Raw genomic sequence first — 24,042 nt, forward strand, 5'->3', positions numbered from 1 at the left:
AGGAGTTATTTTTGCGCCACAACCGGATCCGTTTCACTTGAGACAGTGAAAAAATATATAGAAAGCCAGCGCACGGATGACCACAAAAGAAAATATGAAAAGACAGGACGATACAGCAAAGCGAAACGCTGAGGACCAGCGATTCATCCCCCACCGACTATGTCGGAAGGAGTTTTCTCGCCGATACATCATAATCTGTACATGTACAAAATTGGCTTAGATTCTCCATTTTATTCCTTTCCACTTACACTATAAGCGATTTTCCCATCTCATAGGCCTTTTTGCATTCCTGCGGAAATACTGTCTCATGCCGTTCTTTCTTATATTCAGGATCAAAGAAGGACCATTCCCAGTCAGTTTTACTGTAATCATTTAGCTGTAATGTATCTCCACTTACAAGTACAGTAGTAGGACCAACGAATTTATCGAGGGTATCCTTGTAACTGTTTAGTAGTTCTGTATAAGCCGTATCAGGTGCATTACTGGTCATTATAAGGAGAACTGGTATCACGTTCTTATTACAGCACGGTGTTTCAGCATTATAAGTAAGGCTCTGAAAAACAAGTCTCTCATATAGAGCTCTGAAAGATGCTGTTAAGTTCGACAGATAATTAGGTGAACCCAATATAAGTCCATCTGCTTCCCTTATGTCATCAAACACCTTTGTAAGTCCATCCCTACAAATGCAATGCCCTTGGTCCAGCATTTACAACTACAATCCTCTTTGCCATCCTCCTACCTCCTTAAGTTAATCCGGCTGCTGTCCGTCATGTGCCTTCCAGACACATTCTGTTATCTGCATATCACTAAATACAGCCGTAAATGATGAATCTTCCGGTGAACATGCATATATACCAAACTGTATCTCACCACCACCCTTTTCCATATGGCAGATTCTCATCTGCTTCCACGTTTCTCCATTATCAGAGCATTCTATACAATAATCATCTTCCCTTCTGCTGAAGCGGTACCACATGGATTTAATATCCGCGGGGATTTCTGTAGTAGCCCAGTCTGAATACCCATTATTTGTTACAACGCTCCCAAGGTGCTGGAATCTATCATTTTCATATTCTACAGATCCCTTGATCCAGTTATCGCTGTCCAGATACATAACTATTCCGCACTGATCGAATCTATGATGGCTATCCTCAAAGCTAGTCTTTACTACAAAGCTAAAGAACTTATCACTAGTCTTCATCTGATATACAGGGGCATTATCATTCCGGAAATGATAATAAGTTCTCTGCCACAAATCTGTATGAGGAAGTGTGGTAACAGAAATCGTGCCATCCTTTATCTCAAAACTCTTTGGCTCTCTTGTCCATCTAAATTCATTCAGATCCATCGTTATTCTCCCTTACTGTAATTCCAACCATGTTCTCCGTGATATATCATAAGTTTTGTCATTCCACCATCAATGCAGATATTCTCTCCATTAGTGAAACCTGCTTTATCTGAACACAGAAACATCACCATCTCTACTATATCTTCCGGCTTTCCAACTCGCCCAACAGGCTGCTGAATAGCATCAGGTCCTGTTATGTCAGAGCCAGTTATATCGATCCATCCAGGAGATATACTGTTAACTCGAGCTTTTCCTGCAAGACTTCCATCCCTTGTATATACATCTATGTATTCCATGAAATGGTCACAGCCCCAATTCTTTGCAGAGAGCGTCATATCTCTTCTGCTCTTTTTCTTTTACAGGCTTCGATGAATCTTTAAAACAATGGTCGATAACATCTGCATCCTTTAGAAGCTCATCCATCGGAGAATCTGTCACAAGTTTATCATCGTGATGATATATTGCAGAACAAATGATATCAGTTTCTTCTTTTGAAGTGATGCTAAGTTCTTCAAGGACCTTTCTTGCCAGATCTGCTCCGAGATGGGCGTGATCATCGTAAGACCCACTCTTATATGCATGAAGATCGTGAAGCATTCCTGACATAGCACCTAATTCCTCATTAAGTCCGCGCTTCTTTGCGAGAATTGTTGCTGCAAGTGATACGCCGTAAAGATGAGCCGTTGCGCTAGTCCTTTTGTCTGAGTCAGTAATGTTAGCAAGTTCCTTGTCAATATATGTCCTCAAATCTTTTAATCTACTCATGTGTACCTCCGGGTTCGATGACTCTTTTACTAATAACTTGGTATTGTTAAATTTCATCTTCTGTTTCACAGGAGCGGTCTATGATAAAATCCCTTGCATCAAGCTCCTCTTCTTCTCCAAAAAGATTGAGTTGCTTTGCTCCCTGTATCATTTTGTTATACTCATTCTGCTCTTTTTCCGATAGTTCTCTTGCCAAAGATAAATTTCCTGCCGGTTAAGTGTTGCAAAGTGCTCTTTTATTATATTCCCTTATTGATTAATAGGCGAGACCAGACAATGCTGAGTTCTGGAACGTCTCGGCATCACCTGGCCTCTGTTGTTTTCTTATGTGTGGGTAAAGGTGTTCCTTTCCCTGTATCAATATTTTAAGATGTCCTAAGCTCGGATTTATATCAGCAAAAGTACCAAAAACAGTCGTTACTGAAAGATATATTCAAACTGAGTTTCAAATTGAAGTAGTTGAATGAACAACTTATCCTGAGAGCGTATTTAATCATACTTCACTTAGCGATCCAAGGGAAATTACACGGATCACAAAAATTTAAGAATGTGTTCTATTGCAAGATGAGCAATTCAGGGTTATTATTAATGAACATAAGTTCGGGAACATACATTCGCTATTATGAGGAATTGCTTATGGAAAAGAATTATACGATTTATGCTGTGGATTTTGATAATACGCTCTGCTACTCAGCTTGGCCGGAACTCGGAGATCCCAACATCCTACTAATTGAGTATTTGTTGAAAGAAAAGGCTGCTGGAAACAAGCTGATTCTCTGGACATGCAGAGCTGGAAAACCTCTTTCAGATGCCATTAAGTGGTGCAGGGATTACGGACTTACTTTTGACGCGATAAATGACAATTTGCCGGAAGTTGTAGAGTTTTACGGCAACAATAGCCGGAAGATTACCTGTGATATTTATATTGATGACAGAAACGCATACATAGATCCGGACGGCAAGCTTCAGGGAGTTGCGATATAAGTCTCCTTCATGCGTGCAGCCCAAAATAGAATTAGGAGTTTTTTATGAGCAGGATTATTGATGAAGTTGATGTTATCTATAAGGTACCGTCACTGTGGCAGGATCCCGGTGGCGGTGCTTTGGGGTTATAGATCCTCTCCTATTTCTTTGATTTCTGGGATAATCTCGTAGTCATCCGTAACTGTTATAACTGCATATGTAGCCTTGTCACCTGTGACCTGGGGATAGCAGATACTTCCGGGGTTTACTAGAGTAATGCCGGCTTCCTTATCCTTTACTATCTCTGCATAGTGGCTGTGACCAAAAAGGACAAGATCAGCGCATCTTGACTTGGCTGCTTCCTTTAAGGTCTTAAGGCTTTCCTCATATTTTACGTTGTAGGCATTTCCGTGCGTTGCCCATACGCTTAAGAAACCTGCCTTGAATTCTTCATCAGTGGGAAGGCTGTTTCCAAAGTCGCAGTTACCCCGGACTATCTTTACCTCATAGGGTGGATTTTCTCCCGTTATGGAAGAAATGGAGTCCTGGATATCTCCGCAGTGGACGAGGATATCAAAGGGTGATTCTTTTTCGATAGCCTTTTTAGCATATCCCGGATAGCCATGTGAATCTGATATTACAAGGATTTTTACGTTCATAGTGATATTTCCTGTTCATTATGATTTGCTCTTATCTTATTTCAGCCCCTCTAAAAAGTTCTTTACGGTATCAGCCGCATCTCTTCCTTTTTGTTCCCAGTCAGTCGACTCTGCATACTCTCCAAGTATTATATGTAATCAGAGTCACTTAGATTGATGCGCACAATTACGTGTATAATTACATGTAATTGTGTTAAATAAGGACTTTCTGCCATGTTTTACTCTTATGTCCCTCTAGGGTATTCATCATTAATTCCTATGATTTGCCCTCTAGTTGCAACTTATATTCCTGCAAGGTATTCCTGGAACTCTCAACTTCTTTTTCTACGGCCTTGGCATACACAGTGGTAGTGGTGACTGACGCGTGATTAAGCCTTTTTTGCACAAGTAACAGATTGTAATTACTTGCTTCATATAGTGACATTGCAAAGCTTGATCTGAGTTTGTGAGGAGATATGAGATGGGCTTTATTGGGAAGAGCAGCCTTCACATATTTCTTCACAAGCGTCTCAACAGCCCTGACACTGAGTCTTTCGCCCTTTGTGGTAGTAAATGCAGGTAGTTCGACCTCTGAGGTATAAGGGAATCTGGCTTTCTGTGATTCAAAATAGTCCCATAAATATCCTGCACATTCGTCAGAATAGTAGGCATCCTGCTGATCGCCGCCTTTTCTGATGACGGTAACTTTCCCTTTATTCAGATCAAAATCGACTATATTGGTGTTAAGCATCTCGGATACACGAAGCCCGGTATCCAAAAGCAGCATAAACATTGCAGCATCACGTTCTGCATATATGCTGTGATATTTTCGCGTATTATCGCCAAGCCCTGTGCCATTGATTACGGTATCAATCAGTTTATTCTGTTCTTCAAAATCCAGATATATGAGTTTTTTCTTGGGAATATCAATTTTTCTGGACGCAAGGACCGGATTCATTGTGACCTTACCATTGCTCAAAAGGTATGAATAAAAAGCGGATATAGTGGCCTTTTTTCTCTTTAAAGTGGCTTCACTGGTTTCATCATTCTTTTTCTTCGGTCCTGTAAGGGATTTTTTCTTAGGCCGCATACTTTTTTCATATGCATCATCCGTTCTTTTAAATCTTTTATCCTTAGTATTTCGCAGCGTTGCGATGAAATTATCGATATCCTCGGGAAGAAGTTTTCCAAGATCATCCGTAGTAATATCGATCATTTTCTTATCACAGAATTCCGGGTGAAAATTGATCAGATATTCAAAAAACACGAAAATATCGCGGCTATATTCAAACATGGTTGCAGCTTTTCCGCGTCCGCTATATCTGTTTATAAAACTGACCACATAATCCGGCATATCTTCAAGCAGTTTTGAGGTTCTATCGGTATAATTTATTCCTTCAGACATGTTATTAATCCCCATAAAATAACTGTTTTTTCATCAAAAATGTCCTAATTTCATTTTATCATAAACCTATGTATGCGTAAAACTGTTCTTTTACGCATAGCTAACATATCCTTTTCTACCCAAGCTATTAATCGTAGAAGCTATCTAAACTTTTAGCTGATAGTTCACGAATATTTCTCGTTTTTCATAATATAATCCAATTCATACCATGAAATGCTATAATATACCTGTCATATGAGTTTTTAATAAGGACAACTACTCTATGATGAAAAGCATTTCCGCTATCCGAGCATTAAAAAAATCCACGCCGCAATATAACGGTTGTTATCGTAGCTGCTCTAGTATTTCCGCCTGTTCCTCTGCCGGCAGCTCAGAAAGGTATATGCAGTACCCATTTGGATATCCCCCGACAAACTTCATATGCTCCATACTTATCTGTTTCGGATCAGTAATCCATAACACCTGCTCTCCCCAGAAATTCTTTCCATATCCTGCTTGTATATATTGCATTTCTGTAAAAAATCAAGTATTTCCATCGTGGTCTCCTCCGCAAGTAATCATAGAAATCATTGTATCACAGAGTCAAGGCAGGACGGAATGCAAAGAACATGCAATATTTGTGCAATATAAAAATAGTGACCACCTCTCACAGTGATCACCATTTTCCATTTTATCTTTCAAATATTACTCCAAGAACAACCCCGGGCATAAGAACCCCAACCATGTACTGCCATCTTTTCAGCGGAACATGACTACTATTAATCGTACTCAAAAATACCCTGCACCGCATCCGATACATTCATAATGTCCTCATATGCAAGAAAATCAACTCTATTACACCCTCTTGCCCTAGGATCTATTGCTTTAAACTGCTCACAAATTACAGTTCCAGACTCACCCTTTTTCCCGCACACCGGAATATGTAAAGGCCCGGCGTGAATATTAGAAAGCATAGGGCATACATGAAATATACCTGTTGCCTTTATAAAAGCATTTTTGCTAACTATAACAAACAGCTGTCTTTTGAAACCTGTAATCTTTATAATATCCCCTTGATTAAACTCGCTCATAAAATCTCTCTCCCTACCGGTTCGCCCCAATCAAAATCGCAAACCGTTATTTCCCCATTAAACTCTGCAAGTCTTTCTTCAAAAGTTTTATGAACAAACTGTTTTCTAAGAACAATACTGTCATTTTCTATTTCTATATCCAACACATCAGAAACCTTTAACTGCAATTTTTCCAAAATATCCTTAGGAATTCGTATTCCCTGGCTATTGCCCCAAGCCCTTATTGCAACCTGCTCCATGTGATCACCTCCTTTTATTGTATATACATTATACCGTATATACTCCATGTGTACAATCACCTGATATAGCCCCATAACTCATAATAATAATGAGATATGAGGGCTAGTTCATGCTAATTTATTTTGATTGTCATGGGATATTTCAATTTCATCTCTTCCATTCCGCATTCGATAAGGCCTGTATCTTCGAAACCTACGGACTTATATAAGTCTTTAGCCACTGTATTCCCCGGTACAACTCCGGTGTATATATCCGGCGGATTGAATTTTTCTTTTATATATTCAAGGCCCAATACAAGCGCCTGTCGCCCATACCCCTTATTCTGGTATCTATAATCGATAAGGAATTTCCACAAGGTATAATACTGCTTCACCTCGTAATAGCCCATCATGATAAAACCAACTAAGATATCGTCTTCATAGACAGCAAACGGATATGCATTTTCGGAATACACATATGCCTGGGCAAGCGATTCCGCAACAGTAGAAACAAAACTCTGCTGGTCTTCTCTTACAGAAAGTTCTATCAATTCTTCGATATTATCCCGTGTAACGGATTCTAAATGGATCATAACCTCAAACCGCCTTTATTGTATTCCTTTACTTCGCTTCCACCCCACTCAACAACGGTAAACCCGTTTCTGGAAGGAGTGATTATTTCTTCAGGCTGAGCAATTTCCACAGGGTTGTCACAACCTGTATATGTCATATATACACGGATCAGAGTGTCCGGAGAAGGATTTATCGAAAGCTTTGCATTCTCCAGATACTGTGAGTTATCAAAAGAAATCAGATTATAGCTGTTCTGGCTAAGCCTTGGAAGCCAGAAAGTGATGAAATCGTCTTTTTCCTTGTCGGTCAGTCCCAGCGCGGTTAGTTTATCTTCGAGGAAGGGGACGAGATCTTCCTTAGCCACACAGTCTCCGCTGGTAATGGTATAATTTCCGTTATGAGTTCCTTCCCAGAAAAGGTAGCCATATTCCTTATCACTGATACTTATGGTACCATCCTTATCCGCAATAAAATTCCATGTGTTATCTGATGAAAAGTCGGGATAAACCGTGGAAAATACTCCGTCATAGTCTATAGACGCAGATATTGCAGAATTGTCTTCCGTAGGATAGAAGTACATAACAGGTTTAAGATCTCCATCTTCATCGCTTGTTACTTCTCCTGAATTATTGCAAGCTGATAGCAACATCGACATAGAGAAAATAAGAGCTGTTAGAATAACGTGTGTTTTTGTTTTGCGCATAAATCCGACTCCTTTCCGTTAATATCCTGAATTTTAAATGGTTTCAATATCAATCCCTATCTATAATCTCCAGTACCTGCCTGAAATATTCATTACGCGTTTCTTCCTCTGCATTGAAAATCTCATGCCTCGAATCCTCAAAAGCAATAATCTTCGCACCGGGAACCTTCCCTGCAAATTCCGTATAACCATCGGAATCAATCAGATGGTCCTGACCTGCAGTAAATACAGTTATCGGCAGCGAGAGTCTTGAAGCATTTTTGAAAATCCTGTCATACACCTTATAGCTTGCCAGCCCCCAGCCAATGGATGCGCCATAGGTCTGATAATGCTCGTCTTTTAATCGCATCTCAAACATATAGTCATAGCGGGCTTTGGACTTAGTACTGCTTGTCTCAAACACAGACACCCCATCAAAGTGCTTCTGCCCCGGCGCCATAGCTTTGCGCTTACCAAATAGAAATGCATAGATACTAAGCAGACTGCGCACCAATTTCGAAGGAACCGACTTCATCTTAAGCATAGGAGAACTTAGAATAGCCTTGTCAAAATAACCCGGATATTTCTCGAGGAAAAGAGTACCCACAGCGCCTCCCATGGAATGCGCAATAAGAATTCGCTCCTTTTCAGGAGTAGCAGGCATAACCACCTTATCCATAAAAATATGAAAATCTTCGACATATGTATCGTAATCATCGATATAGACGACATCCGGCTCCTTCATCTTGCCCTCAGAGTAGCCGTGTCCTCGCTGCTCCGGGAAAAAGAACCCAAATCCGGCCTGGTACAGATACCAGACATACTCATGATATTTTCCGAAGAATTCACAAAAGCCATGAGCAAAGACAACTACCTTAGTCGCATTTTCAGGTATGGCAAAATAGTAATTAAGCGTAGCCCCGTCAAAAGACTGAAATTTTCCCTGTTTTACATGGGTCTTTCGAAACTCACTGTTTTCAGTTTTCATTATCCGGATGAAATCATCTTCACCCAGGAAATTAACCTTGTTCATAGATTTTCCTTGCCTTATCGGGATAGTTGGTAATTACGGCATTTACGCCCATATCACGGCATTTAATCATGTCCGCCTCTTTGTTGACTGTCCATACATTAACGTCAATCTCAAACATGTTGCAGTCATCCATAAAATCAGGATATTGCAGATTATAGAAAGCCGGATGGAGCGCATCTACTCCATTTTCTGCGGCGTATCCGGGCATGTTAAGATGGCCGTCCGCATATAGGAAACCAACCTTTGATTCAGGGCTTATATCCTTAATTTTCATCACTGAGTAATGGTTGAAAGAAGAATAGATAACTCTGTCCGAAAAGCCCTTTTTCTTCACAAGTTCGACGATTTTATCCTCCAGATCGGGATAGAATATCTCCCCGGTCTTGAGTTCGATGTTTATGGTAAGTCCTGTCGGTGCCAGTAAATCAAACACTTCTTCCATAGTGGGAATATGTACACCTTCATATGCCTGATTGCCATTACAAAAATCAAACTTAAGCAGTTCTTCATAGGTGTAATCCTTGATAAAACCTGCACCATTACTGGTTCTGTCTATGGTTTCATCGTGACAGACCACAATGACATCATCTTTTGTAAGCTGAATATCAAGCTCAACTCCGTCAGCTTTCATGTCCGCAGCCATTTTGAATGCGGGAAGTGTGTTTTCAGGCGCATAGCCACTGGCTCCGCGGTGAGCCCATATCAAAGGATATCTCATAGTTTTACCTTCTTTCTCATTTTTTATTTGAATTCTTTATATCCCACAGATTATCGTAAGCAAAACCCGTGACTTTCTCGCAGATACGCTTCTCTTCTTCTGTCGGAGCTGATGAATCTTCACCTTTTCTGCGGGCGATGTCCTTCTGAATTACTGCAAATTCTTTGCCGGTTATAGGGAAAATTACCGCCACAACAAACAGAAGTGTTATCAGAATTGCAGGACATATAATGAAAATCAGGGATATACCCTGCTGAGTTTCCAGAGACTGACGTCCGCCGCTGTTGGCGATCACTTCATCGTAACCTACCGCAGATAAAAGAATTCCGATTACTGCTGCAGATACGCCTGCGGAGATTTTTCTTATAAAGGTAGCCATACCCGAGACGATACCGGGTCTTCTGATTGAAGTGATAAGCTCGTCAACTTCAGCCATATCAGCCATTATCGCAAATATACTGGTGAGAGTCGCAGCGTTACCGATTCCGATAAGAGCTGTCAGAATCAGTATCAGAACAATACTTGCTCCTTCATAGGAAAAGGCCAAAAGTCCCAATGTTCCAAGGAGTCTTATGGGTGCTCCAATGAGTATTGTTGTTCTCTTAGATGTTTTACTCATCACAGGGCCCCAAATTAGCATGCCGACAAGCTGCGAGATCAGAAGAACCGCCATCAGATAGGTAAAGTAACCATTTCCATATCCGTTTAGAACATCATCCACATAATAAACAGCCATACCGGAAACAAAGTCCATTCCGCACTGTCCAAAGAGATAGAGACCAAGGAAAAGCCTGAAGGATCTGCTCTTTAAGACACTTACAGATTGCGGGAAGCTCTCGGCAAGAGTTGTGTTAATGGGCTCTTTTTTCTTTTCCCAGGTTCCAAAGAAAGTAACAAGTGATGTGCACAGGAAAAGAACGCTGAAAATAAATGCGCATTTCATATATAGTGATTTATTCAGCGTATCTGTAATTATGAATGTAGGTATGAGTCCGCACACCATGGATCCCAGGGTTGACCAGATCATGCGGCAGTTGGAGAATTTTGCGCGCATTGCATAGTCATCCATCATGTCAGGAAGCAGCCCGTAATATGGAACAAAAAGGATGGTAAAGCCCGTTGAAAACAGGCAATACATAAACAGATAAAAGATATAAAGAATAACAGGTGATGTGGTCGGAATGCTCACCCATAGCAGAAGAAACGTAATCGCCGAAGCAAAAGCACCAATAAGAATATAAAATCTTTTAGGCCCGAATTTTGAGGTGGTTCTGTCAGTGATATTCCCCATCATGGGGTCTGTGATGGCATCCCACACTTTTCCCACAAGCGGAATCGTACCTGCAAGGGCTGCAGGCATACCAAGAGCCTTGGTCATAAATACCGCAAAAAACGTGTTGATGATGACAAAAGCTCCCCCGTTATAAAACTCCGCCATGCCAAACATCATTCTGTGAAGAAAATTATAATTTGGTTTTCTCCCATAATACTCCATATGCTTCCCCCTAAACCTTTCTCTTTTTCATATTGTATGTAGAACATTCCTATAGGTGATGTTCTACTAATATATTTTATATCAAAAAAGGCGGGCTGCATATTTGGAATTGATGCTTAGCAGTTACCTCTTACTAATTTGTATTATCCCGGAGCAATATGATTTTTGCTCTAATTTAACCTGCGGAAATTCTTTCCTTATCTCCTCAATAAACTCAAAATATTTCCGTCATCAACAATATTGACTCTATCAGTATCCGCATGGCATATCTTTAGGTCTCGCTGTATTTCCTTCTGTGTATGAGCATAGGTATTCAGGTATATTGCATCAATACCGGCGCCAGTTGCAACGCTTACATCCGCAAGAACTTCATTGCCGATCATTACCGATTCATCTTTCTTTAAGCCGTGTTTTTCAAGAAGTTCTAGAAGAAACCTTTCATCGGGCTTCTTTACACCCATATCGGATGAAATGAAGATGTCGTCAAAAAAGTTAGTCAGATTTGTATCCTCAAGCTCCTTCTCCGTAAAAAGTCTTTGAGCATTGGAAAGAAGGAATACCTTTCCACCGGATTTTTTTATGGCTGTTAAAGTCTCAGCCACACCTTCATACTGCACAAGCCTGTCTCTGGATCTCTCCCTAAACGTATTACAAAGAAGGCGCATGTCGGCATCAGAGCATGGCTTGCCAATAAGCCTTTCCCATACCCATTCGATCTTAATTTCAGGGAACTTGCTTCCGTTTGCTTTAGCGAGCTTTTTTTCTTCATCTCTGCAAATTCTCAGGTAATCTTTTCTGAGTTTTTTTGCATCGTACTCACATGAGAAGTTCATTGCAAGATAATCCGCCATGAATTCCCACAGCTCCGGCTGCTCTTCGTCGGTATGTATGTCTATTAACGTTCCGTACAAATCAAAAATGTAATTCTTATACTTCATATCCATTACTGTCCTTTTGAACAATCTTTTCCGATTTTCTTATCACATACAGTAAAAGCGCTAATGATACAGCCATCATTACAGCTTCCGTGGCAGGTTTTTTCCTTGCTAAAGGTGTATATTCGTTTATCTTCTTTTTCTTCTTTGTTTTCCATATAAAAATATCCTTCAGTTTTTGCGGGCTGTAAGCTTATCAATGGTGCCCGTAACGACATACACAATAAAAAGAACTGCAAGTGTAAGCATTCCATAGCCCACAAGGTAATACTTCATTCCGAATTTATCTGCTATAAAAGCAAGCGGAGTCCCCCTAATGGGCCAGTTTACAAAAAAGTAATTACATCCGAATGCCCTATCAAAAAGGAGAATTGGCGGAACCACAATCAAAAGAAAAATTATCTCGTAATGGATATGCCATAGAGTCGGTTTTATTTTTCCCTCCAGCTTCAGAAGTAACGGATACAGTACAAGAAGCCCGTGCCATAAGTAGCTGTAGAGATTCATGAAATTCCAGACAGGGTACAGATCCGCCCAATCAGGGAAAATAAGTGCACAAACAGAAGCAGGCATAATGAGGATATATGCTATCTCCCCAAATATGCCCTTTATCTTCACTGATGGAACATATTCCCTTATCAGAAAGACAAATATTCCTATGCTGCATATATGGAGTGGAAGGTATCCTATTCCAAAATGCCCTACCCTTACAAGGTAGAGGTCTTTGAAAATCTCCAATAACAGCATTATCGGCGGTATTGCCTTACAGATTCTTACTTTTTTATCTTCACTGAAACGCCTAATAAGAATGGCTGCCAAAACCACAAGAGCAAGGACAACAACGATGCTTATCATATGCTCTGTGCTAAACAAACCATAACCTATACCTTCAGGAAGGTCATCCTGCTGTTTCCAAAAATATTCCATCATTTTCATCACGCCATGCTTCCGGCCTGTTTCACACCTTAATGACTATAAATGCTATTATACTGGCTATGAGCAACCCTGCTGCAAGAACAAAAAATACATAGGTTGAATATTTGAATGTCTCCGCGCTGGTTTCAGTAATCATCCCGGTTTCGGGACTGTAATACATACTTGATATATCTTCATCAGGGCTGAAATCAGACTTCTCTCTCTCCTCATATTCCTGACCGTCATAAGTATAATGAACTGTATACTCATATTGGGTACGAGATGATTTCATTGATCTTCTAGTGGTTTCCCTTACATCAGTTATATATGCCGGTACTTCTACGAATGTCTCTCCGAGCTTTGAGGCAATAGAGCATCCTATGCCCAAAATACACATCATTAAAGACGCAAAAAGTAAAACGCCTGATATTATCAGTCGTACCAATTTTCTATTATTCATATTCACGCCTTAAAACTCATACTTGTTTGCTTTTTTATGATGCTTTTCAAAAGCACTCTTGATGATAAGACCTGTTCCGACAACTATGGGAACAAACACAAGCAGTATGTCTGTAAGTGATGAATATGCAAAATAAAGGTCTGTACCAAGAATAAGCGATACAACCAAAAAGCACAGGGACAGCACCAGGCATCCCCATGTAAACTTATTTTTATTAACAATAACAGCTATCGCTGAAATAATGAGAAGTACCAGAACTATTGCAGATGTGCTTACCCTGCCGATCCTGTAGAAGCCAAATGATGATACGCGTACCATTTTGAACAGCATGAATAAGCCAATAATGACCAGTATCCATCCAACATTTCTTTTTGTCATACGTTTTTCCTCCAAAAAATAACAATTCCCCCGAGCTTCAATTATATGATAAAAAACGTTTTAATTGAAGCTATTAATAATCAGATTAAATTGTCCGATATACTATATGGCTAAGGATAGCGTTTTAATGCAAATGGATTGCATTATGACGCTATTTTTGTACTTTTTAGAAAGGAGAAAAAACAAGTGACGTAATAATGGTTTGCCACTCGGCCCTTTGGGGAGTGGCGTGCACCCGAATGACAGAGGTTGCACAGAAAGGGTATATATGGAAGATCTCAACAATATCGGTGGTTACAGAAGCGTCTATATGGCTTTCGGCGCCTTTAAGATTGGAACAGGTGCTTCCCAGGTGAAAAGCACTGTAAACAGTGACTCGGAAGTTCCAAGCTTTCTTACCGCAATGAACCTTGCCACTGAAAAAGCAACTGAAACGGGGGATGTAACAAATACAGGAGATGATGCCAAAGTAATAAAGGCAAGCGAGTCAAGCCCTTACGGTCAAGGCGCATTCCTGTCATATACGAGAATAATAACTGCCAAGATGCCTTCTGACATAACAGGTGCTACGGAAAAAAGCACCGGTTCGTCAGCATTTGACGTTAGTAGCGGCCAGCAGGAGCTGAAGATAACAATAAATGTGTCGGGTGGTTCCAGAATCTATACTGCATCCGGAATAGATAAGGATGGTAATTCATTCTCAAAAGAGATAGATCCCTACAGCGTTGATCCCACAAATACAGATTACGCAGGTTTTGCCACACTCTGCGCCTATATCAGAGATACGGAAGGACTTGCAGACAATGCCATGAAAGCAGTAAAGAATGCAATGCCGGAGGACATTACCGAGAATGGTAATTACCTTTACAAGGTCGGATTTGCTGCAGAAACAGATGGAAATCTTTCCGGTGCAAAGAAGCTGTTTGAGCAAATGGAGACGTTCTTTGAAAAGCTGATGAATATCGGCAGGGAAGATACTACTTCCGAAAAAACCGGCGTAACTTCTGTTTCAACAAAGAGCTATAACAATATTGTAGATGAGCTTAACTCCATGATTCAGCAAATGATCCAGCAGATGCTGAATGAAATTATGGGAAACCGTGACGATGAAAAAGATGTGGCTGACTCGAAAGAAGATGCACCTACTGCTGAGGATGCACTTGATTTAGAAAATGCTAAAACCATATAAACTAAAAGATTCCCCTCATCCGGCACTTCGTGCCACCTTCCCCCCCAAGGGGAAGGCTTTGACGGGGAAGTTTTACTTTCCACCTAGTGCATGTAGAGTAAGTTCCACCACTTCTTCAAGGTTGTGATCCTTTTCCTCAATCGTGATGTCCGCATACTTTTCATAAAGCGCGCTTCTCTCGTTATAGAGGGATAATAGAGTCTGCCCTTCTCTCATGACTACTCCGCGCTGTTTCGCATCCTGCAGGCGGTTTGTCAACTCTTCCATATCCACCTTGAGATATACTACCTTCCCTATATTCTTGTAGTGTTCCATTGCCTCCTTGCCGTAAACTACGCTTCCACCGGTAGCAATGACACTTTTTTCTTCCTCTATCTCGGAATTTGTCCTGTTTTCAATCTCAATGAATTTCTCAATTCCCTGCTCTTCGATGATTTCGGACAGCCTTTTTCCTTCCCGCTTCTGGATTACCAGATCGGCGTCCACAAAGTTGTATCCGAGAATCTTCGCAAGAACAACTCCCATCGTGCTCTTACCCGAAGCCGGCATACCAATCAATATAATATTGTCTTTCTTCATTTCCTGTTTATCCAATCTCTAAAATTACAATTTAATTTCAGCTACAGTCTGCCTGGACCATGCAACTGCGCCGCACCTTGTACAACCATAACGCCTGTAATTTCTTGTGAATTTCGAATCGCGTTTTCTGTATATTTTGGCGCCGCAGCCTCTGCAGGTAAAAACATATTTTATCGCCAGCGGAGTGCTCTTGTAATCCTCTACTCCCTTCTCACTGCCCCTGGTTATGCGTTTTATATTATAGCCGTAGATTCTATTCATAATATCCGCATTTCTCTTCCAGCACCCTGTATGATTCATACTATCCTTGCAGGTATGCAGTATTTCGTGGATCATGGTCTCCAGCACAGCTTTTTCGGAAATTCGGTCATCCGTCAGAAGCGCTGATGATATCTGTATTGCGTACGTACCATCAATATTCTTTTTACACTGTCCCCATCTTGTTTTTGCTCTTTTGTTAATCTCCCAGGATACAATATTGCCTATTTGTATCCCCGCGCTTTTTACATCGCTGAGGCTCTTTTCCTTTAATGCTTCAAAATCCTTCATGTACTTCTGTTATCTCCGTTAGTCAGCCTCTCTGAAAATAATCTCGCCATTGTCCTTCATCTCATCGATAATAGCAAGAGAAGTGACGTCGTATCCCATCTGCCTTAAGTCCGCGCCTCCCTGCTGGAAGCCCTTTTCTATGCAAATTCCTATGCCTTCCACCTTTGCTCCTGCCTGGTCACAGATTTCTACCAGTCCTTTCATGGCATTACCGATAGCTATGAAATCATCAATTAAGAGAACATGGTCATCCGAATTTAAATATTCTCTCGAAACTGTTGCATCATATTCTTTTCCATATGTGAAGGAACTCACCCTTGATACATATACATCATCACCAATATTAAGACTCTTGGATTTCTTGGCAAAAACAACCGGAACTCCAAAGTACTTCGCTACTGCGCAGGCTATCGGTATCCCTGATGCTTCGATGGTAAGAATTCTGGTGATCTTCCTGTCCTTATACTTCTCATAAAAAGCTTCTCCTATCACTTCCAGAAGCCCTACATCAATCTGATGGTTCAAAAAGCTGTCCACTTTAAGAATGTTTCCGGGATATACCTTGCCACACTCAAGAATCTTTTCCTCAAGAATCTTCATGATTGTTCCTCCTCATAAAAAATTACTATATCCGTTCCTGCTTTTAAACACCAAAGCTGTATATTTATTATATAATAATTTGCTTTGGTAGATTTCTAAATTATTAGTGAAATAAAAAAGCTGCCCGAAGACAGCTTTTTGTATATATACTCATTTTTTGTCTTCGTCATATATCCCGTTAACCATGTTCCAGAATTCCTCTGCGACCTTGGAAAGATTGCGCTTTGAACTTTTGACCAGTACATAGCCTGCGGTGACATCCGGCTTGGCGATGCGCTTAATCACTACGCCTTTACTGATATATTTGGCGGCAGATGCGGGATAAATTGCGATTCCAAGTCCGCCCGCAGTCAGTTCGTAGGCGTTCAGCATGTGTGCTATACGGCAAATTATCTTCGGTTCACAGTTTAAGGGGGCAAACCAGTTCTCTATTTCTTTTCTCCTGGATCTTCTGGAGGGAATAATAAGCTCATAGGGTGCAAGCTTGGCGATTTCTATGGAATCGCCTTTTTCTGTGGCAAGCGGGTGATTTTCCGGTATCATTGCAACCCAGGGCTCCGTGTAAACAAGCCGCCCGTCCAGACCCTCTTCATCGTAGGGTAGCGTTATAACTCCTATCTCGTTTAGTCCTGCATGAACTCTCTTCACAACATCGTCGGAATTTCCGTTCCACACCTCGTATTCAACAAGCGGATATTTCTTCTTAAAATCGCAGATCCAGCTTGCGAACAGTTCAGGTGCATGTCCTTCAACCGTAGCAAGGTACAGCCTGCCTGTAAGGCCTTCTCTCATCTCTCTGATATCCTCAAGAGACTGATCGGAGAGCTGCTTAATTCTCCTTGCGTACTGCATAAAACGCTCTCCCGACTCCGTAAGCTCAAGTCCTCTTGCCTTCCGTACAAACAGCTGCGTATCAAGCTCCTCCTCCAGATCCCTTATCTGCCGGCTGAGCGGAGGCTGCGCGATGCATAGCTTCTCTGCAGCCTTTGTAAAACTGCCTTCTTCTGCTATTGTGAGGAAATATCTGATATGTCGAAGTTCCATATTGCTCTCCTTTCACATATACTTCTAAGGTATAGCTAATCCTCTTATATATGTATTATACAACAGCTATGCAAGGTGTTATGCTGTAATCAGATAAAGGAAATACGAAATATCGCCGACGGAAAACGGCATGAAATGAAACATATAGTACATATCTTGTTTAAGAAAGGGGGACAGGGTTATGAGACATCTTTTGAAAATGATTGAGGAAGCACTTGAAGAATACTATAAGACTTTTGCATAAAGTTTAAAATCCGCGGCATCGCCGCGGATTTTTTATTTTATACGATATTGGTATCAGCATGTCAGATCTTAGTCGTCCACTTTGTACAATCTATTACTTCCGTAGCAAGATCCTCGTAAAATTCAGGCTCATGACAGACCATAAGCACGGTTCCCTTGTACTCTTTAAGCGCTCTGTGAAGCTCTTCCTTAGCATCTACATCAAGGTGGTTCGTGGGCTCGTCGAGTACAAGAATATTGGATTCCCTGTTCATAAGCTTACACAGGCGAACCTTTGCCTGCTCACCACCGGAGAGTACTTTACATTTGCTCTCTATATGTTTGGTGGTAAGACCGCATTTCGCCAGTGCCGACCTCACTTCATACTGAGAAAATGACGGGAATTCATTCCATATCTCTTCGAGACAGGTAGTCTCGATATCAGGCGACATTTCCTGTTCAAAGTACCCGATTTCAACGTTCTCACCCCTGGTAACCTTGCCTGAAATAGCGGGTGTTATTCCCAGAATGCTCTTTAACAGTGTGGTTTTACCGATTCCGTTCGCACCGGTAAGTACCAGAAATGAATTTCTCTCAATTGCCAGATTGAGCGGTTTTGAAAGCGGCTCATCATAGCCTATTATGAGATCCTTGAGCTCAAACAGGTATTTCCCCGGTGTCCTAGCTGTCTTGAAATAGAACTCCGGCTTGGGCTTTTCCTGAATCTTCTCAATAAGCTCCATATTATCGAGCTTTTTCTGTCTCGCCATCGCCATGTTTCTGGTTGCAACTCTTGCCTTATTCCTGGCGACAAAGTCCTTTAAATCCGCAATCTCCTGCTGCTGTCTGTTATATGCAGCTTCTCTCTGTGCCTTCTTTACCTCATAGACTTCCATAAACTTATCGTAATCACCCACATATCTGTCGAGACTGTGAGTCTGTCCGTCCATGTGATAAATGATATTCACAACATTGTTTATAAATGGAATATCATGCGATATTAAAATAAAGGCGTTTTCATATTCCTGGAGATATCTGGTCAGCCATACGATATGCTCCGCGTCCAGATAGTTTGTGGGCTCGTCCAGAAGAAGAATATCCGGCTTCTCCAATAATAGCTTTGCGAGAAGAATCTTGGTTCTCTGGCCTCCGGAGAGCTCCGTTACATCGCGCTCAAGGCCGAGTTCCAGGAATCCCAGAGCTCTTGATACCTCTTCGATCTTGGAATCTATCAGATAAAAATCGTGATTTGTCAGAAGGTCCTGGATTGTTCCCAGCTCTTCCATATACTCCTCAAGCTGCTTTTCATCAGCCTCACCCATCGCATCACATATTTCATTCATGCGTTTTTCCATATCAAAAAGAGGCTCGTAGGCTGAAGCGAGGACATCTCTTATCGTCATACCCTCTCTGAGGACTGCATGCTGATCAAGATAACCGACCTTAACGTTCTTAGCCCATTCGATATTGCCGGAATCAGGCATTAATTTACCGGTGATTATGTTCATAAAGGTGGATTTGCCCTCACCGTTTGCACCAACAAGTCCTATATGCTCCCCTTTGAGGAGTCTGAATGACACATCATCAAAAATGGCTCTGTCTCCAAAACCATGTGTCAGATGTTCAACATCTAAAATACTCATTTAGCTGCTCCTTTCTATCAATACAGTATATTGCATGGCGGCAGTCATTTGAAGAGCGAATTAAAACCTTGCATTACAACCGAAAATCCGCTATATTATCAATATCAAAGACAAGGGCGTCTGCTATTTCGATTAGCCGATGCCCCATTTTTTTAGATAAATTCCAATCGTACACGGAAGGAGTGAGAGGTTATGAAAAAGAAATTGTTAGGTATTGTAATGGCATGTATGATGGCTACTGTAGCCGGCTGTGGCGGCGCTTCAGGCGAGTCAGCACAGCCTGCATCAAGCACTGATGAGGCAGCTGCAGAGGCTCCCGCAGGCGATGCTTCGGGCAAAGTTTGGAAAATCGCTACGGATACATCCTTCAAGCCATTTGAGTACACCGATGACAGCGGAAATTTTGTCGGAATTGATATGGATATTCTCGCAGCTATCGCTGAGGATCAGGGCTTTAAATATGAGATGCAGGTTCTTGGTTGGGACGCTTCAATCGCTGCTTGCCAGGCAGGTCAGGCAGACGGTATGATCGCCGGTGCATCCATCACAGATGAGAGAAAAGAGTCCGGCTGGATCTTCTCAGACGGTTACTACGATGCAAACCAGAGCATGGCTGTAGAAGCATCTTCAGACATCACAGGCTTTGACGGCCTTAGCGGCAAATCTGTTGCTGTTAAGACAGGTACTATGAGCGCATCTTATGCTGAAAGTCTTGCTGATCAATACGGCTTCACTGTTACATATTTCGAGGATTCACCGACCATGTATCAGGCAGTTGTAGGCGGACAGGTTGCTGCAACTTTTGATGACACACCGATCATGGCTGCCAACATCAAGGATTCCGGACTCTCCATGAAAATCGTGGACGGAACAGGTAATGATCCCGCTCAGTACGGCTTTGCTATCTTCAACGCAGACAATCAGGAGCTTGTAGACCTGTTCAACAAAGGACTTGCAAACATCAAGGCAAACGGAAAATACGACGAGATCGTTGCTAAATATCTTGGTGAATAAAACTAATTATTATTGCCTGCAAAAAGCCTCATTACGGGGCTTTTGCAGGCTATTGTGTATTTTTATGAGGAACAAATAAATGGTTAAGATTATTACAGTATATGGCGGTATGCTGCTGGTGGCTCTCGGAAGAACACTTCTTCTTGCCCTTCTGGGCCTGTTTTTTGCATGCATTATCGGTATGATCTTCGGAATAATGGGTGTTATTAAAAACAGAGCCTGCAACATCATTTCCCAGATTTTCGTAGACGTCATAAGAGGCGTTCCTATGATTGTTCTGGCGTTTTTTGTTTATTTCGGAGTTCCGTACTTTTTCAATACAATCATCGGAGGCTTTTCAATAAGCCTGACTGCACTTCAGGCAGGAACAATCTGTCTTGCACTGAACTGCGGCGCATATATGGCTGAAATTGTCCGCGCGGGCATTCAGTCAGTTGATATCGGTCAGATGGAAGCTGCTAGATCACTCGGTCTCACCTACGGAATGGCTATGAGAAAAGTCGTTCTTCCTCAGGCTATTCGGACCATGATCCCCACTTTCATCAATCAGTTTATAATCACTCTTAAGGATACCTCGATTTTGTCGGTAATCGGCTTCCCGGAGCTCGTCAACACGGCTAAAAACGTGCAGGCGAACACCTTCATGTCCTTCCAGACATGGGCTATCGTCGGAATCATGTACCTTATCGTTATAACTATCCTTTCACGAAGCGCAAAGGTGGTTGAAAGGAGGCTCAGCGTTGGCAGATAAAAACGAAATCAAGATAAAAGTTCAAAACTTAAAGAAATGCTACGGAAGTCTGGAAGTACTTTCAGACATTTCCGCAGAAATACATAAGGGAGAAGTGGTCTGTGTAATAGGCCCCTCCGGCTCCGGAAAATCAACCTTTCTTCGTTGTCTCAACAAGCTTGAGAAGGTCACATCGGGAACAGTTGTTATTGATGGAAAAGATATCACTCAAAAGCAGGTAAACATCAATCATGTCCGCGAAAATATCGGCATGGTTTTCCAGCATTTCAATCTTTTCAACAACCTGAATATATTGGATAACCTGACTCTGGCTCCCGTTCAGCTCAAAAAGTGCAGCAAGGATGAAGCCGTAAAGAGGGCCAAGAAAATGCTTGAGAAGGTCGGTCTTGCAGACAAAGAATCCAGCTTCCCCAGCCAGCTTTCAGGCGGTCAGAAGCAGCGTGTAGCTATCGCAAGGGCTCTTTGCATGGAACCTGACATCATGCTTTTCGACGAACCCACCTCTGCTCTCGATCCCGAAATGGTAGGCGAGGTTTTGCAGGTTATGAAAGACCTTGCGGCAGACGGAATGACCATGGTTATCGTAACGCATGAAATGGGCTTTGCGCGTGAGGTGGCCGACAGGGTTATCTTCATGGATGCGGGCTATATCGTTGAGGAAGGAACTCCTCAGGAAGTTCTCCTTAATCCCAAAGAAGAAAGAACCATAGATTTCTTAAATAAAGTCTTATAAATAACGGTGGAATTTATGAAGAATATAATAACTATAAGCAGACAGTTTGGTGCCGGCGGAAGCACCATCGGCCAGGCTGTCGCTGACAGACTTGGATTCTATTATTGTGACAAGGATATGATATTAAAAGCTGCTATCGAAAGCGGTAACCTCTCTCCGGAGGAAGTCCGCTACTACGATGAGCGTGTTCCTACAGAGTTCGGATTCGGCCAGAGTCTTTTTGATTTCTATAACAAGCCCCTGGATGAGCGCCTTTTCAACGCACAAAAGGAGGCCATAAAAAAAGTCGCTGAAAAGGGTAACTGCGTAATTGTCGGAAGAAACGCCAATATCATTCTTAAAGAGTACGACCACACTCTCCACGTATTCATCGCTGCCTCAGAGCATTTCCGCCTGCAGCGCATGCGCGGAAAAATGCCCGGTGTCTCTGATGAGAAAATTCTCGAGCATATGCATTCAGTTGACAGGACCAGGAAGAAATATTGTAAGCACTACACCGATACCACTTTCGGAAGCGCCGAATTCTACGATCTGGCGGTAAAGAGTTCAACGTTAGGCATTGACGGCTGTGTTGATCTTATATGCAAGGCAGCGCAGGATACCTGATATAATAACATCCAAAACCATTAAAAAGGCCCCGGAGCATGTGATTAGCTCCGAGGCTTTAACTATATCCATCAAACCAAAATTATTTCTTTGATTTCTTACCCTTAGGCTGCTTTGCCTTCGCATAGATGGTTGTGCTTGTTACTCCATAGTATTTGTCTTCAATATCGTAGTAGACTACCATAATATTTGTAGGCGCATAGTCTGAGTAATATACTTCGTCAATAGTCGTAGTCCTATTTCCTAGTTTAGCATCCTTGTCAACTTCTGTTGTAGTCCACTTTCCTGAATTAGATCCATATTGTCCAAGCTTTATGGTTTTTCCGGACTTAACCGTCTTGTATTTCATACCACGATTGTACTCGTAATTACCATAAACCTTATCCAATACATCTCCGTCTCCGTTATAATCATGGGGTGTAGCATTAGTCTTACCTTTTGCAGACGAAGATCCATACTCATTATCAACATCATAGTATGTATTGGAATACTTATCATAATCCACGCCTTTTATAGACTTCGGCTTTTCATACGTTCCAACGAGAATTTTTACAATCTTATAGCCCTTATTGGCCTTAACTACAAGCCTGCCTTTTTTCTTTGTTGAAAGATTATAATCATAGGAATTTACTTTTCTGCCATAGTTTATATAGTTTTTGTCCCCATAATGTTTCTGAATCAGGGATTTTCCACCAAAAGAGAAGGTCTTAAAGACATCTCCATCACTTCTTACTGTGATCTTAACAGCAATCTTTCCTGTCTGTTTACCGTATTTATTGTAAACAGCAAAGGAAACCTTTGATGTACCGCATCTCTTAGGGGTAAGCTTTATGTAGACTGCCGCAGCTGAACCGTTTGAATTCTTATATTCTGCTGATTCTTTGTCGTATCCGGTTCCTTTAGCATTCTTCGGAATTATTATCTTTTGTCCTGTTGAAGTACGGTAATAATAATTTCCATTCTTATCCTTTTCAATATCAGCATTTTCATCAGTCTTTGCAACACCGCCCTTACTACGGTCAATTGTTGCTGTGAGGACACTGTTTTTGGATGATTTAAGCTTCTTTATGGCAACATCGCCATTTCTGAGTCCGACACCCAAAAGAGTCGGTCCATCAGAATTTATATAAATTCGCTTAGTTAATGTCTCCTCCTCAGCATATGTAGCCTTCGGATCTGCATCTGATCCGGTTGCTCCCGAAATCTCGTTTTTAACTGTTGCACTTACCAAATAATATGTTTTGTTTCCCTTGACTGTAGTGGTCACTCTCTTAACAGTGCTATCGCCGGAATATTTCGCAGCCTCCGCCTGAAATGCCTTATAATCCGTAGTCTGGTATATTATCGTATTATCTTCGGTAATAAGCTTACTGGAATATGTAACATTTGTTTTTTCCTTCTCTAACTCAATATACTTGACAGGGTAGTTTGCGGCATTAACAGAAGCCGGCGTAGCGAACGCTACGGACAGCGCAAGCGCAAGTGCGGTTGCACCGATTTTTTGAAAATTTCCTCA

At 41.5% G+C, this 24,042-nt stretch carries 32 protein-coding genes; 6 read left to right on the forward strand and 26 right to left on the reverse strand.

The window, feature by feature from the left end:
• Nucleotides 1-244: 244 nt before the first annotated feature.
• The 5 genes from G596_RS21340 to G596_RS24710 are packed head-to-tail and all read right to left on the reverse strand — an operon-like array spanning nucleotide 245 to nucleotide 2,309.
• Nucleotides 245-706, reverse strand: a complete 462-nt coding sequence (locus G596_RS21340; RefSeq protein ID WP_022761150.1) for an NAD(P)H-dependent oxidoreductase — start codon at nucleotides 704-706, stop codon at nucleotides 245-247.
• 42 nt (nucleotides 707-748) lie between these two features.
• Nucleotides 749-1,348 carry a DUF1349 domain-containing protein gene (locus tag G596_RS0107130; protein ID WP_022761151.1) on the reverse strand — a complete coding sequence of 200 codons (600 nt, stop codon included), beginning with the start codon at nucleotides 1,346-1,348 and terminating at the stop codon, nucleotides 749-751.
• 2 nt (nucleotides 1,349-1,350) lie between these two features.
• A complete protein-coding gene (locus G596_RS0107135) occupies nucleotides 1,351-1,683 on the reverse strand; it encodes an SDR family oxidoreductase (protein WP_081646672.1) in 333 nt (110 codons plus the stop codon).
• Nucleotides 1,652-2,113 carry an HD domain-containing protein gene (locus G596_RS0107140; RefSeq protein ID WP_022761153.1) on the reverse strand — a complete coding sequence of 154 codons (462 nt, stop codon included), beginning with the start codon at nucleotides 2,111-2,113 and terminating at the stop codon, nucleotides 1,652-1,654. Before G596_RS0107140 ends, G596_RS0107135 begins: the two co-directional genes overlap by 32 nt.
• 46 nt (nucleotides 2,114-2,159) lie before the next feature.
• Complete coding sequence (locus G596_RS24710; protein WP_022761154.1) at nucleotides 2,160-2,309, reverse strand: hypothetical protein; 150 nt, start codon at nucleotides 2,307-2,309, stop codon at nucleotides 2,160-2,162.
• A 440-nt stretch (nucleotides 2,310-2,749) separates the two neighbouring features.
• Between G596_RS24710 and G596_RS21345 the strand changes: the two genes are divergently transcribed.
• Nucleotides 2,750-3,097 (forward strand): hypothetical protein, encoded by a 348-nt coding sequence (locus tag G596_RS21345; protein WP_022761155.1) that lies wholly within the window; start codon nucleotides 2,750-2,752, stop codon nucleotides 3,095-3,097.
• A gap of 125 nt (nucleotides 3,098-3,222) precedes the next feature.
• On the opposite strand, the gene G596_RS21350 is transcribed toward G596_RS21345, so the two are convergent.
• The 15 genes from G596_RS21350 to G596_RS0107230 form a co-directional block, all read right to left on the reverse strand.
• Nucleotides 3,223-3,735, reverse strand: a complete 513-nt coding sequence (locus G596_RS21350) for a metallophosphoesterase family protein (RefSeq protein ID WP_022761156.1) — start codon at nucleotides 3,733-3,735, stop codon at nucleotides 3,223-3,225.
• Nucleotides 3,736-3,991: 256 nt separating this feature from the next.
• A complete protein-coding gene (locus G596_RS0107165; protein WP_022761157.1) occupies nucleotides 3,992-5,119 on the reverse strand; it encodes a tyrosine-type recombinase/integrase in 1,128 nt (375 codons plus the stop codon).
• Nucleotides 5,120-5,443: 324 nt separating this feature from the next.
• Complete coding sequence (locus tag G596_RS21355; protein WP_022761158.1) at nucleotides 5,444-5,629, reverse strand: hypothetical protein; 186 nt, start codon at nucleotides 5,627-5,629, stop codon at nucleotides 5,444-5,446.
• A gap of 248 nt (nucleotides 5,630-5,877) precedes the next feature.
• Nucleotides 5,878-6,189, reverse strand: a complete 312-nt coding sequence (locus G596_RS0107175; protein WP_022761159.1) for a type II toxin-antitoxin system PemK/MazF family toxin — start codon at nucleotides 6,187-6,189, stop codon at nucleotides 5,878-5,880.
• Nucleotides 6,186-6,428, reverse strand: a complete 243-nt coding sequence (locus G596_RS0107180) for an AbrB/MazE/SpoVT family DNA-binding domain-containing protein (RefSeq protein ID WP_022761160.1) — start codon at nucleotides 6,426-6,428, stop codon at nucleotides 6,186-6,188. The genes G596_RS0107175 and G596_RS0107180 overlap by 4 nt, the downstream gene beginning before the upstream one ends.
• Before the next feature lie 113 nt (nucleotides 6,429-6,541).
• Nucleotides 6,542-7,000, reverse strand: a complete 459-nt coding sequence (locus G596_RS0107185) for a GNAT family N-acetyltransferase (protein WP_022761161.1) — start codon at nucleotides 6,998-7,000, stop codon at nucleotides 6,542-6,544.
• Nucleotides 6,997-7,683 carry a hypothetical protein gene (locus G596_RS0107190; RefSeq protein WP_022761162.1) on the reverse strand — a complete coding sequence of 229 codons (687 nt, stop codon included), beginning with the start codon at nucleotides 7,681-7,683 and terminating at the stop codon, nucleotides 6,997-6,999. The genes G596_RS0107185 and G596_RS0107190 overlap by 4 nt, the downstream gene beginning before the upstream one ends.
• Before the next feature lie 49 nt (nucleotides 7,684-7,732).
• A complete protein-coding gene (locus tag G596_RS0107195; protein ID WP_022761163.1) occupies nucleotides 7,733-8,695 on the reverse strand; it encodes an alpha/beta fold hydrolase in 963 nt (320 codons plus the stop codon).
• The gene (locus G596_RS0107200) at nucleotides 8,682-9,413 is read right to left on the reverse strand and encodes a glycerophosphodiester phosphodiesterase (RefSeq protein WP_022761164.1); all 732 of its coding nucleotides are present in this window, start codon (nucleotides 9,411-9,413) and stop codon (nucleotides 8,682-8,684) included. The genes G596_RS0107195 and G596_RS0107200 overlap by 14 nt, the downstream gene beginning before the upstream one ends.
• Before the next feature lie 16 nt (nucleotides 9,414-9,429).
• Complete coding sequence (locus tag G596_RS21360) at nucleotides 9,430-10,908, reverse strand: MFS transporter (protein ID WP_022761165.1); 1,479 nt, start codon at nucleotides 10,906-10,908, stop codon at nucleotides 9,430-9,432.
• A gap of 197 nt (nucleotides 10,909-11,105) precedes the next feature.
• Nucleotides 11,106-11,852 (reverse strand): HAD family hydrolase, encoded by a 747-nt coding sequence (locus tag G596_RS21365; RefSeq protein ID WP_022761166.1) that lies wholly within the window; start codon nucleotides 11,850-11,852, stop codon nucleotides 11,106-11,108.
• Nucleotides 11,852-12,001 carry a hypothetical protein gene (locus G596_RS24715; protein WP_022761167.1) on the reverse strand — a complete coding sequence of 50 codons (150 nt, stop codon included), beginning with the start codon at nucleotides 11,999-12,001 and terminating at the stop codon, nucleotides 11,852-11,854. The genes G596_RS21365 and G596_RS24715 overlap by 1 nt, the downstream gene beginning before the upstream one ends.
• A gap of 13 nt (nucleotides 12,002-12,014) precedes the next feature.
• Complete coding sequence (locus tag G596_RS0107220; protein ID WP_022761168.1) at nucleotides 12,015-12,779, reverse strand: YwaF family protein; 765 nt, start codon at nucleotides 12,777-12,779, stop codon at nucleotides 12,015-12,017.
• A 22-nt stretch (nucleotides 12,780-12,801) separates the two neighbouring features.
• The gene (locus G596_RS0107225; RefSeq protein WP_196805203.1) at nucleotides 12,802-13,158 is read right to left on the reverse strand and encodes a hypothetical protein; all 357 of its coding nucleotides are present in this window, start codon (nucleotides 13,156-13,158) and stop codon (nucleotides 12,802-12,804) included.
• A gap of 69 nt (nucleotides 13,159-13,227) precedes the next feature.
• Nucleotides 13,228-13,596, reverse strand: a complete 369-nt coding sequence (locus tag G596_RS0107230; RefSeq protein WP_022761170.1) for a hypothetical protein — start codon at nucleotides 13,594-13,596, stop codon at nucleotides 13,228-13,230.
• A 268-nt stretch (nucleotides 13,597-13,864) separates the two neighbouring features.
• Here G596_RS0107230 and G596_RS0107235 point away from each other — a divergent pair, with 268 nt between their 5' ends.
• Nucleotides 13,865-14,785 (forward strand): hypothetical protein, encoded by a 921-nt coding sequence (locus G596_RS0107235; RefSeq protein WP_022761171.1) that lies wholly within the window; start codon nucleotides 13,865-13,867, stop codon nucleotides 14,783-14,785.
• A gap of 72 nt (nucleotides 14,786-14,857) precedes the next feature.
• Here the strand turns inward: G596_RS0107235 and G596_RS0107240 are convergent, their stop codons facing one another.
• The 5 genes from G596_RS0107240 to G596_RS0107260 form a co-directional block, all read right to left on the reverse strand.
• The gene (locus tag G596_RS0107240; protein ID WP_022761172.1) at nucleotides 14,858-15,364 is read right to left on the reverse strand and encodes a shikimate kinase; all 507 of its coding nucleotides are present in this window, start codon (nucleotides 15,362-15,364) and stop codon (nucleotides 14,858-14,860) included.
• 24 nt (nucleotides 15,365-15,388) lie between these two features.
• Nucleotides 15,389-15,913: a sprT domain-containing protein gene (locus G596_RS0107245; RefSeq protein WP_022761173.1), complete on the reverse strand. Its 525-nt coding sequence runs from the start codon at nucleotides 15,911-15,913 to the stop codon at nucleotides 15,389-15,391.
• Nucleotides 15,914-15,931: 18 nt separating this feature from the next.
• Nucleotides 15,932-16,513, reverse strand: a complete 582-nt coding sequence (locus tag G596_RS0107250; protein ID WP_022761174.1) for a xanthine phosphoribosyltransferase — start codon at nucleotides 16,511-16,513, stop codon at nucleotides 15,932-15,934.
• Between the two features lie 150 nt (nucleotides 16,514-16,663).
• A complete protein-coding gene (locus G596_RS0107255) occupies nucleotides 16,664-17,557 on the reverse strand; it encodes a LysR family transcriptional regulator (RefSeq protein ID WP_022761175.1) in 894 nt (297 codons plus the stop codon).
• A 305-nt stretch (nucleotides 17,558-17,862) separates the two neighbouring features.
• Nucleotides 17,863-19,422, reverse strand: a complete 1,560-nt coding sequence (locus G596_RS0107260) for an ABC-F family ATP-binding cassette domain-containing protein (RefSeq protein ID WP_022761176.1) — start codon at nucleotides 19,420-19,422, stop codon at nucleotides 17,863-17,865.
• 192 nt (nucleotides 19,423-19,614) lie between these two features.
• Between G596_RS0107260 and G596_RS0107265 the strand changes: the two genes are divergently transcribed.
• The 4 genes from G596_RS0107265 to G596_RS0107280 all read left to right on the forward strand — a co-directional run bounded on the left by G596_RS0107265 (nucleotide 19,615) and on the right by G596_RS0107280 (nucleotide 22,526).
• Nucleotides 19,615-20,436: a transporter substrate-binding domain-containing protein gene (locus G596_RS0107265; protein WP_026671234.1), complete on the forward strand. Its 822-nt coding sequence runs from the start codon at nucleotides 19,615-19,617 to the stop codon at nucleotides 20,434-20,436.
• 79 nt (nucleotides 20,437-20,515) lie between these two features.
• Nucleotides 20,516-21,187 carry an amino acid ABC transporter permease gene (locus G596_RS0107270; protein ID WP_026498122.1) on the forward strand — a complete coding sequence of 224 codons (672 nt, stop codon included), beginning with the start codon at nucleotides 20,516-20,518 and terminating at the stop codon, nucleotides 21,185-21,187.
• On the forward strand, nucleotides 21,177-21,920 hold the full coding sequence (locus G596_RS0107275; protein ID WP_022761177.1) for an amino acid ABC transporter ATP-binding protein: 744 nt from the start codon (nucleotides 21,177-21,179) through the stop codon (nucleotides 21,918-21,920). The genes G596_RS0107270 and G596_RS0107275 overlap by 11 nt, the downstream gene beginning before the upstream one ends.
• A 15-nt stretch (nucleotides 21,921-21,935) precedes the next feature.
• Nucleotides 21,936-22,526 carry a cytidylate kinase-like family protein gene (locus G596_RS0107280; RefSeq protein ID WP_022761178.1) on the forward strand — a complete coding sequence of 197 codons (591 nt, stop codon included), beginning with the start codon at nucleotides 21,936-21,938 and terminating at the stop codon, nucleotides 22,524-22,526.
• A gap of 82 nt (nucleotides 22,527-22,608) precedes the next feature.
• On the opposite strand, the gene G596_RS0107285 is transcribed toward G596_RS0107280, so the two are convergent.
• The gene (locus G596_RS0107285; protein WP_022761179.1) at nucleotides 22,609-23,793 is read right to left on the reverse strand and encodes a hypothetical protein; all 1,185 of its coding nucleotides are present in this window, start codon (nucleotides 23,791-23,793) and stop codon (nucleotides 22,609-22,611) included.
• Between the last annotated feature and the right edge of the window lie 249 nt (nucleotides 23,794-24,042).

This window comes from Butyrivibrio sp. AD3002, assembly GCF_000420905.1.
GTDB lineage: Bacteria > Bacillota > Clostridia > Lachnospirales > Lachnospiraceae > Butyrivibrio.

Coding starts and splice junctions, on each gene's coding strand:
- G596_RS21340 (WP_022761150.1), bottom strand. CDS start 706: ATGCTGGACCAAGGGCATTGCATTTGTAGGGATGGACTTACAAAGGTG.
- G596_RS0107130 (WP_022761151.1), bottom strand. CDS start 1,348: ATGGATCTGAATGAATTTAGATGGACAAGAGAGCCAAAGAGTTTTGAG.
- G596_RS0107135 (WP_081646672.1), bottom strand. CDS start 1,683: ATGACGCTCTCTGCAAAGAATTGGGGCTGTGACCATTTCATGGAATAC.
- G596_RS0107140 (WP_022761153.1), bottom strand. CDS start 2,113: ATGAGTAGATTAAAAGATTTGAGGACATATATTGACAAGGAACTTGCT.
- G596_RS21345 (WP_022761155.1), top strand. CDS start 2,750: ATGGAAAAGAATTATACGATTTATGCTGTGGATTTTGATAATACGCTC.
- G596_RS21350 (WP_022761156.1), bottom strand. CDS start 3,735: ATGAACGTAAAAATCCTTGTAATATCAGATTCACATGGCTATCCGGGA.
- G596_RS0107165 (WP_022761157.1), bottom strand. CDS start 5,119: ATGTCTGAAGGAATAAATTATACCGATAGAACCTCAAAACTGCTTGAA.
- G596_RS21355 (WP_022761158.1), bottom strand. CDS start 5,629: ATGCAATATATACAAGCAGGATATGGAAAGAATTTCTGGGGAGAGCAG.
- G596_RS0107175 (WP_022761159.1), bottom strand. CDS start 6,189: ATGAGCGAGTTTAATCAAGGGGATATTATAAAGATTACAGGTTTCAAA.
- G596_RS0107180 (WP_022761160.1), bottom strand. CDS start 6,428: ATGGAGCAGGTTGCAATAAGGGCTTGGGGCAATAGCCAGGGAATACGA.
- G596_RS0107185 (WP_022761161.1), bottom strand. CDS start 7,000: ATGATCCATTTAGAATCCGTTACACGGGATAATATCGAAGAATTGATA.
- G596_RS0107190 (WP_022761162.1), bottom strand. CDS start 7,683: ATGCGCAAAACAAAAACACACGTTATTCTAACAGCTCTTATTTTCTCT.
- G596_RS0107195 (WP_022761163.1), bottom strand. CDS start 8,695: ATGAACAAGGTTAATTTCCTGGGTGAAGATGATTTCATCCGGATAATG.
- G596_RS0107200 (WP_022761164.1), bottom strand. CDS start 9,413: ATGAGATATCCTTTGATATGGGCTCACCGCGGAGCCAGTGGCTATGCG.
- G596_RS21360 (WP_022761165.1), bottom strand. CDS start 10,908: ATGGAGTATTATGGGAGAAAACCAAATTATAATTTTCTTCACAGAATG.
- G596_RS21365 (WP_022761166.1), bottom strand. CDS start 11,852: ATGGATATGAAGTATAAGAATTACATTTTTGATTTGTACGGAACGTTA.
- G596_RS24715 (WP_022761167.1), bottom strand. CDS start 12,001: ATGGAAAACAAAGAAGAAAAAGAAGATAAACGAATATACACCTTTAGC.
- G596_RS0107220 (WP_022761168.1), bottom strand. CDS start 12,779: ATGAAAATGATGGAATATTTTTGGAAACAGCAGGATGACCTTCCTGAA.
- G596_RS0107225 (WP_196805203.1), bottom strand. CDS start 13,158: ATGATGTGTATTTTGGGCATAGGATGCTCTATTGCCTCAAAGCTCGGA.
- G596_RS0107230 (WP_022761170.1), bottom strand. CDS start 13,596: ATGACAAAAAGAAATGTTGGATGGATACTGGTCATTATTGGCTTATTC.
- G596_RS0107235 (WP_022761171.1), top strand. CDS start 13,865: ATGGAAGATCTCAACAATATCGGTGGTTACAGAAGCGTCTATATGGCT.
- G596_RS0107240 (WP_022761172.1), bottom strand. CDS start 15,364: ATGAAGAAAGACAATATTATATTGATTGGTATGCCGGCTTCGGGTAAG.
- G596_RS0107245 (WP_022761173.1), bottom strand. CDS start 15,913: ATGAAGGATTTTGAAGCATTAAAGGAAAAGAGCCTCAGCGATGTAAAA.
- G596_RS0107250 (WP_022761174.1), bottom strand. CDS start 16,513: ATGAAGATTCTTGAGGAAAAGATTCTTGAGTGTGGCAAGGTATATCCC.
- G596_RS0107255 (WP_022761175.1), bottom strand. CDS start 17,557: ATGGAACTTCGACATATCAGATATTTCCTCACAATAGCAGAAGAAGGC.
- G596_RS0107260 (WP_022761176.1), bottom strand. CDS start 19,422: ATGAGTATTTTAGATGTTGAACATCTGACACATGGTTTTGGAGACAGA.
- G596_RS0107265 (WP_026671234.1), top strand. CDS start 19,615: ATGAAAAAGAAATTGTTAGGTATTGTAATGGCATGTATGATGGCTACT.
- G596_RS0107270 (WP_026498122.1), top strand. CDS start 20,516: ATGGTTAAGATTATTACAGTATATGGCGGTATGCTGCTGGTGGCTCTC.
- G596_RS0107280 (WP_022761178.1), top strand. CDS start 21,936: ATGAAGAATATAATAACTATAAGCAGACAGTTTGGTGCCGGCGGAAGC.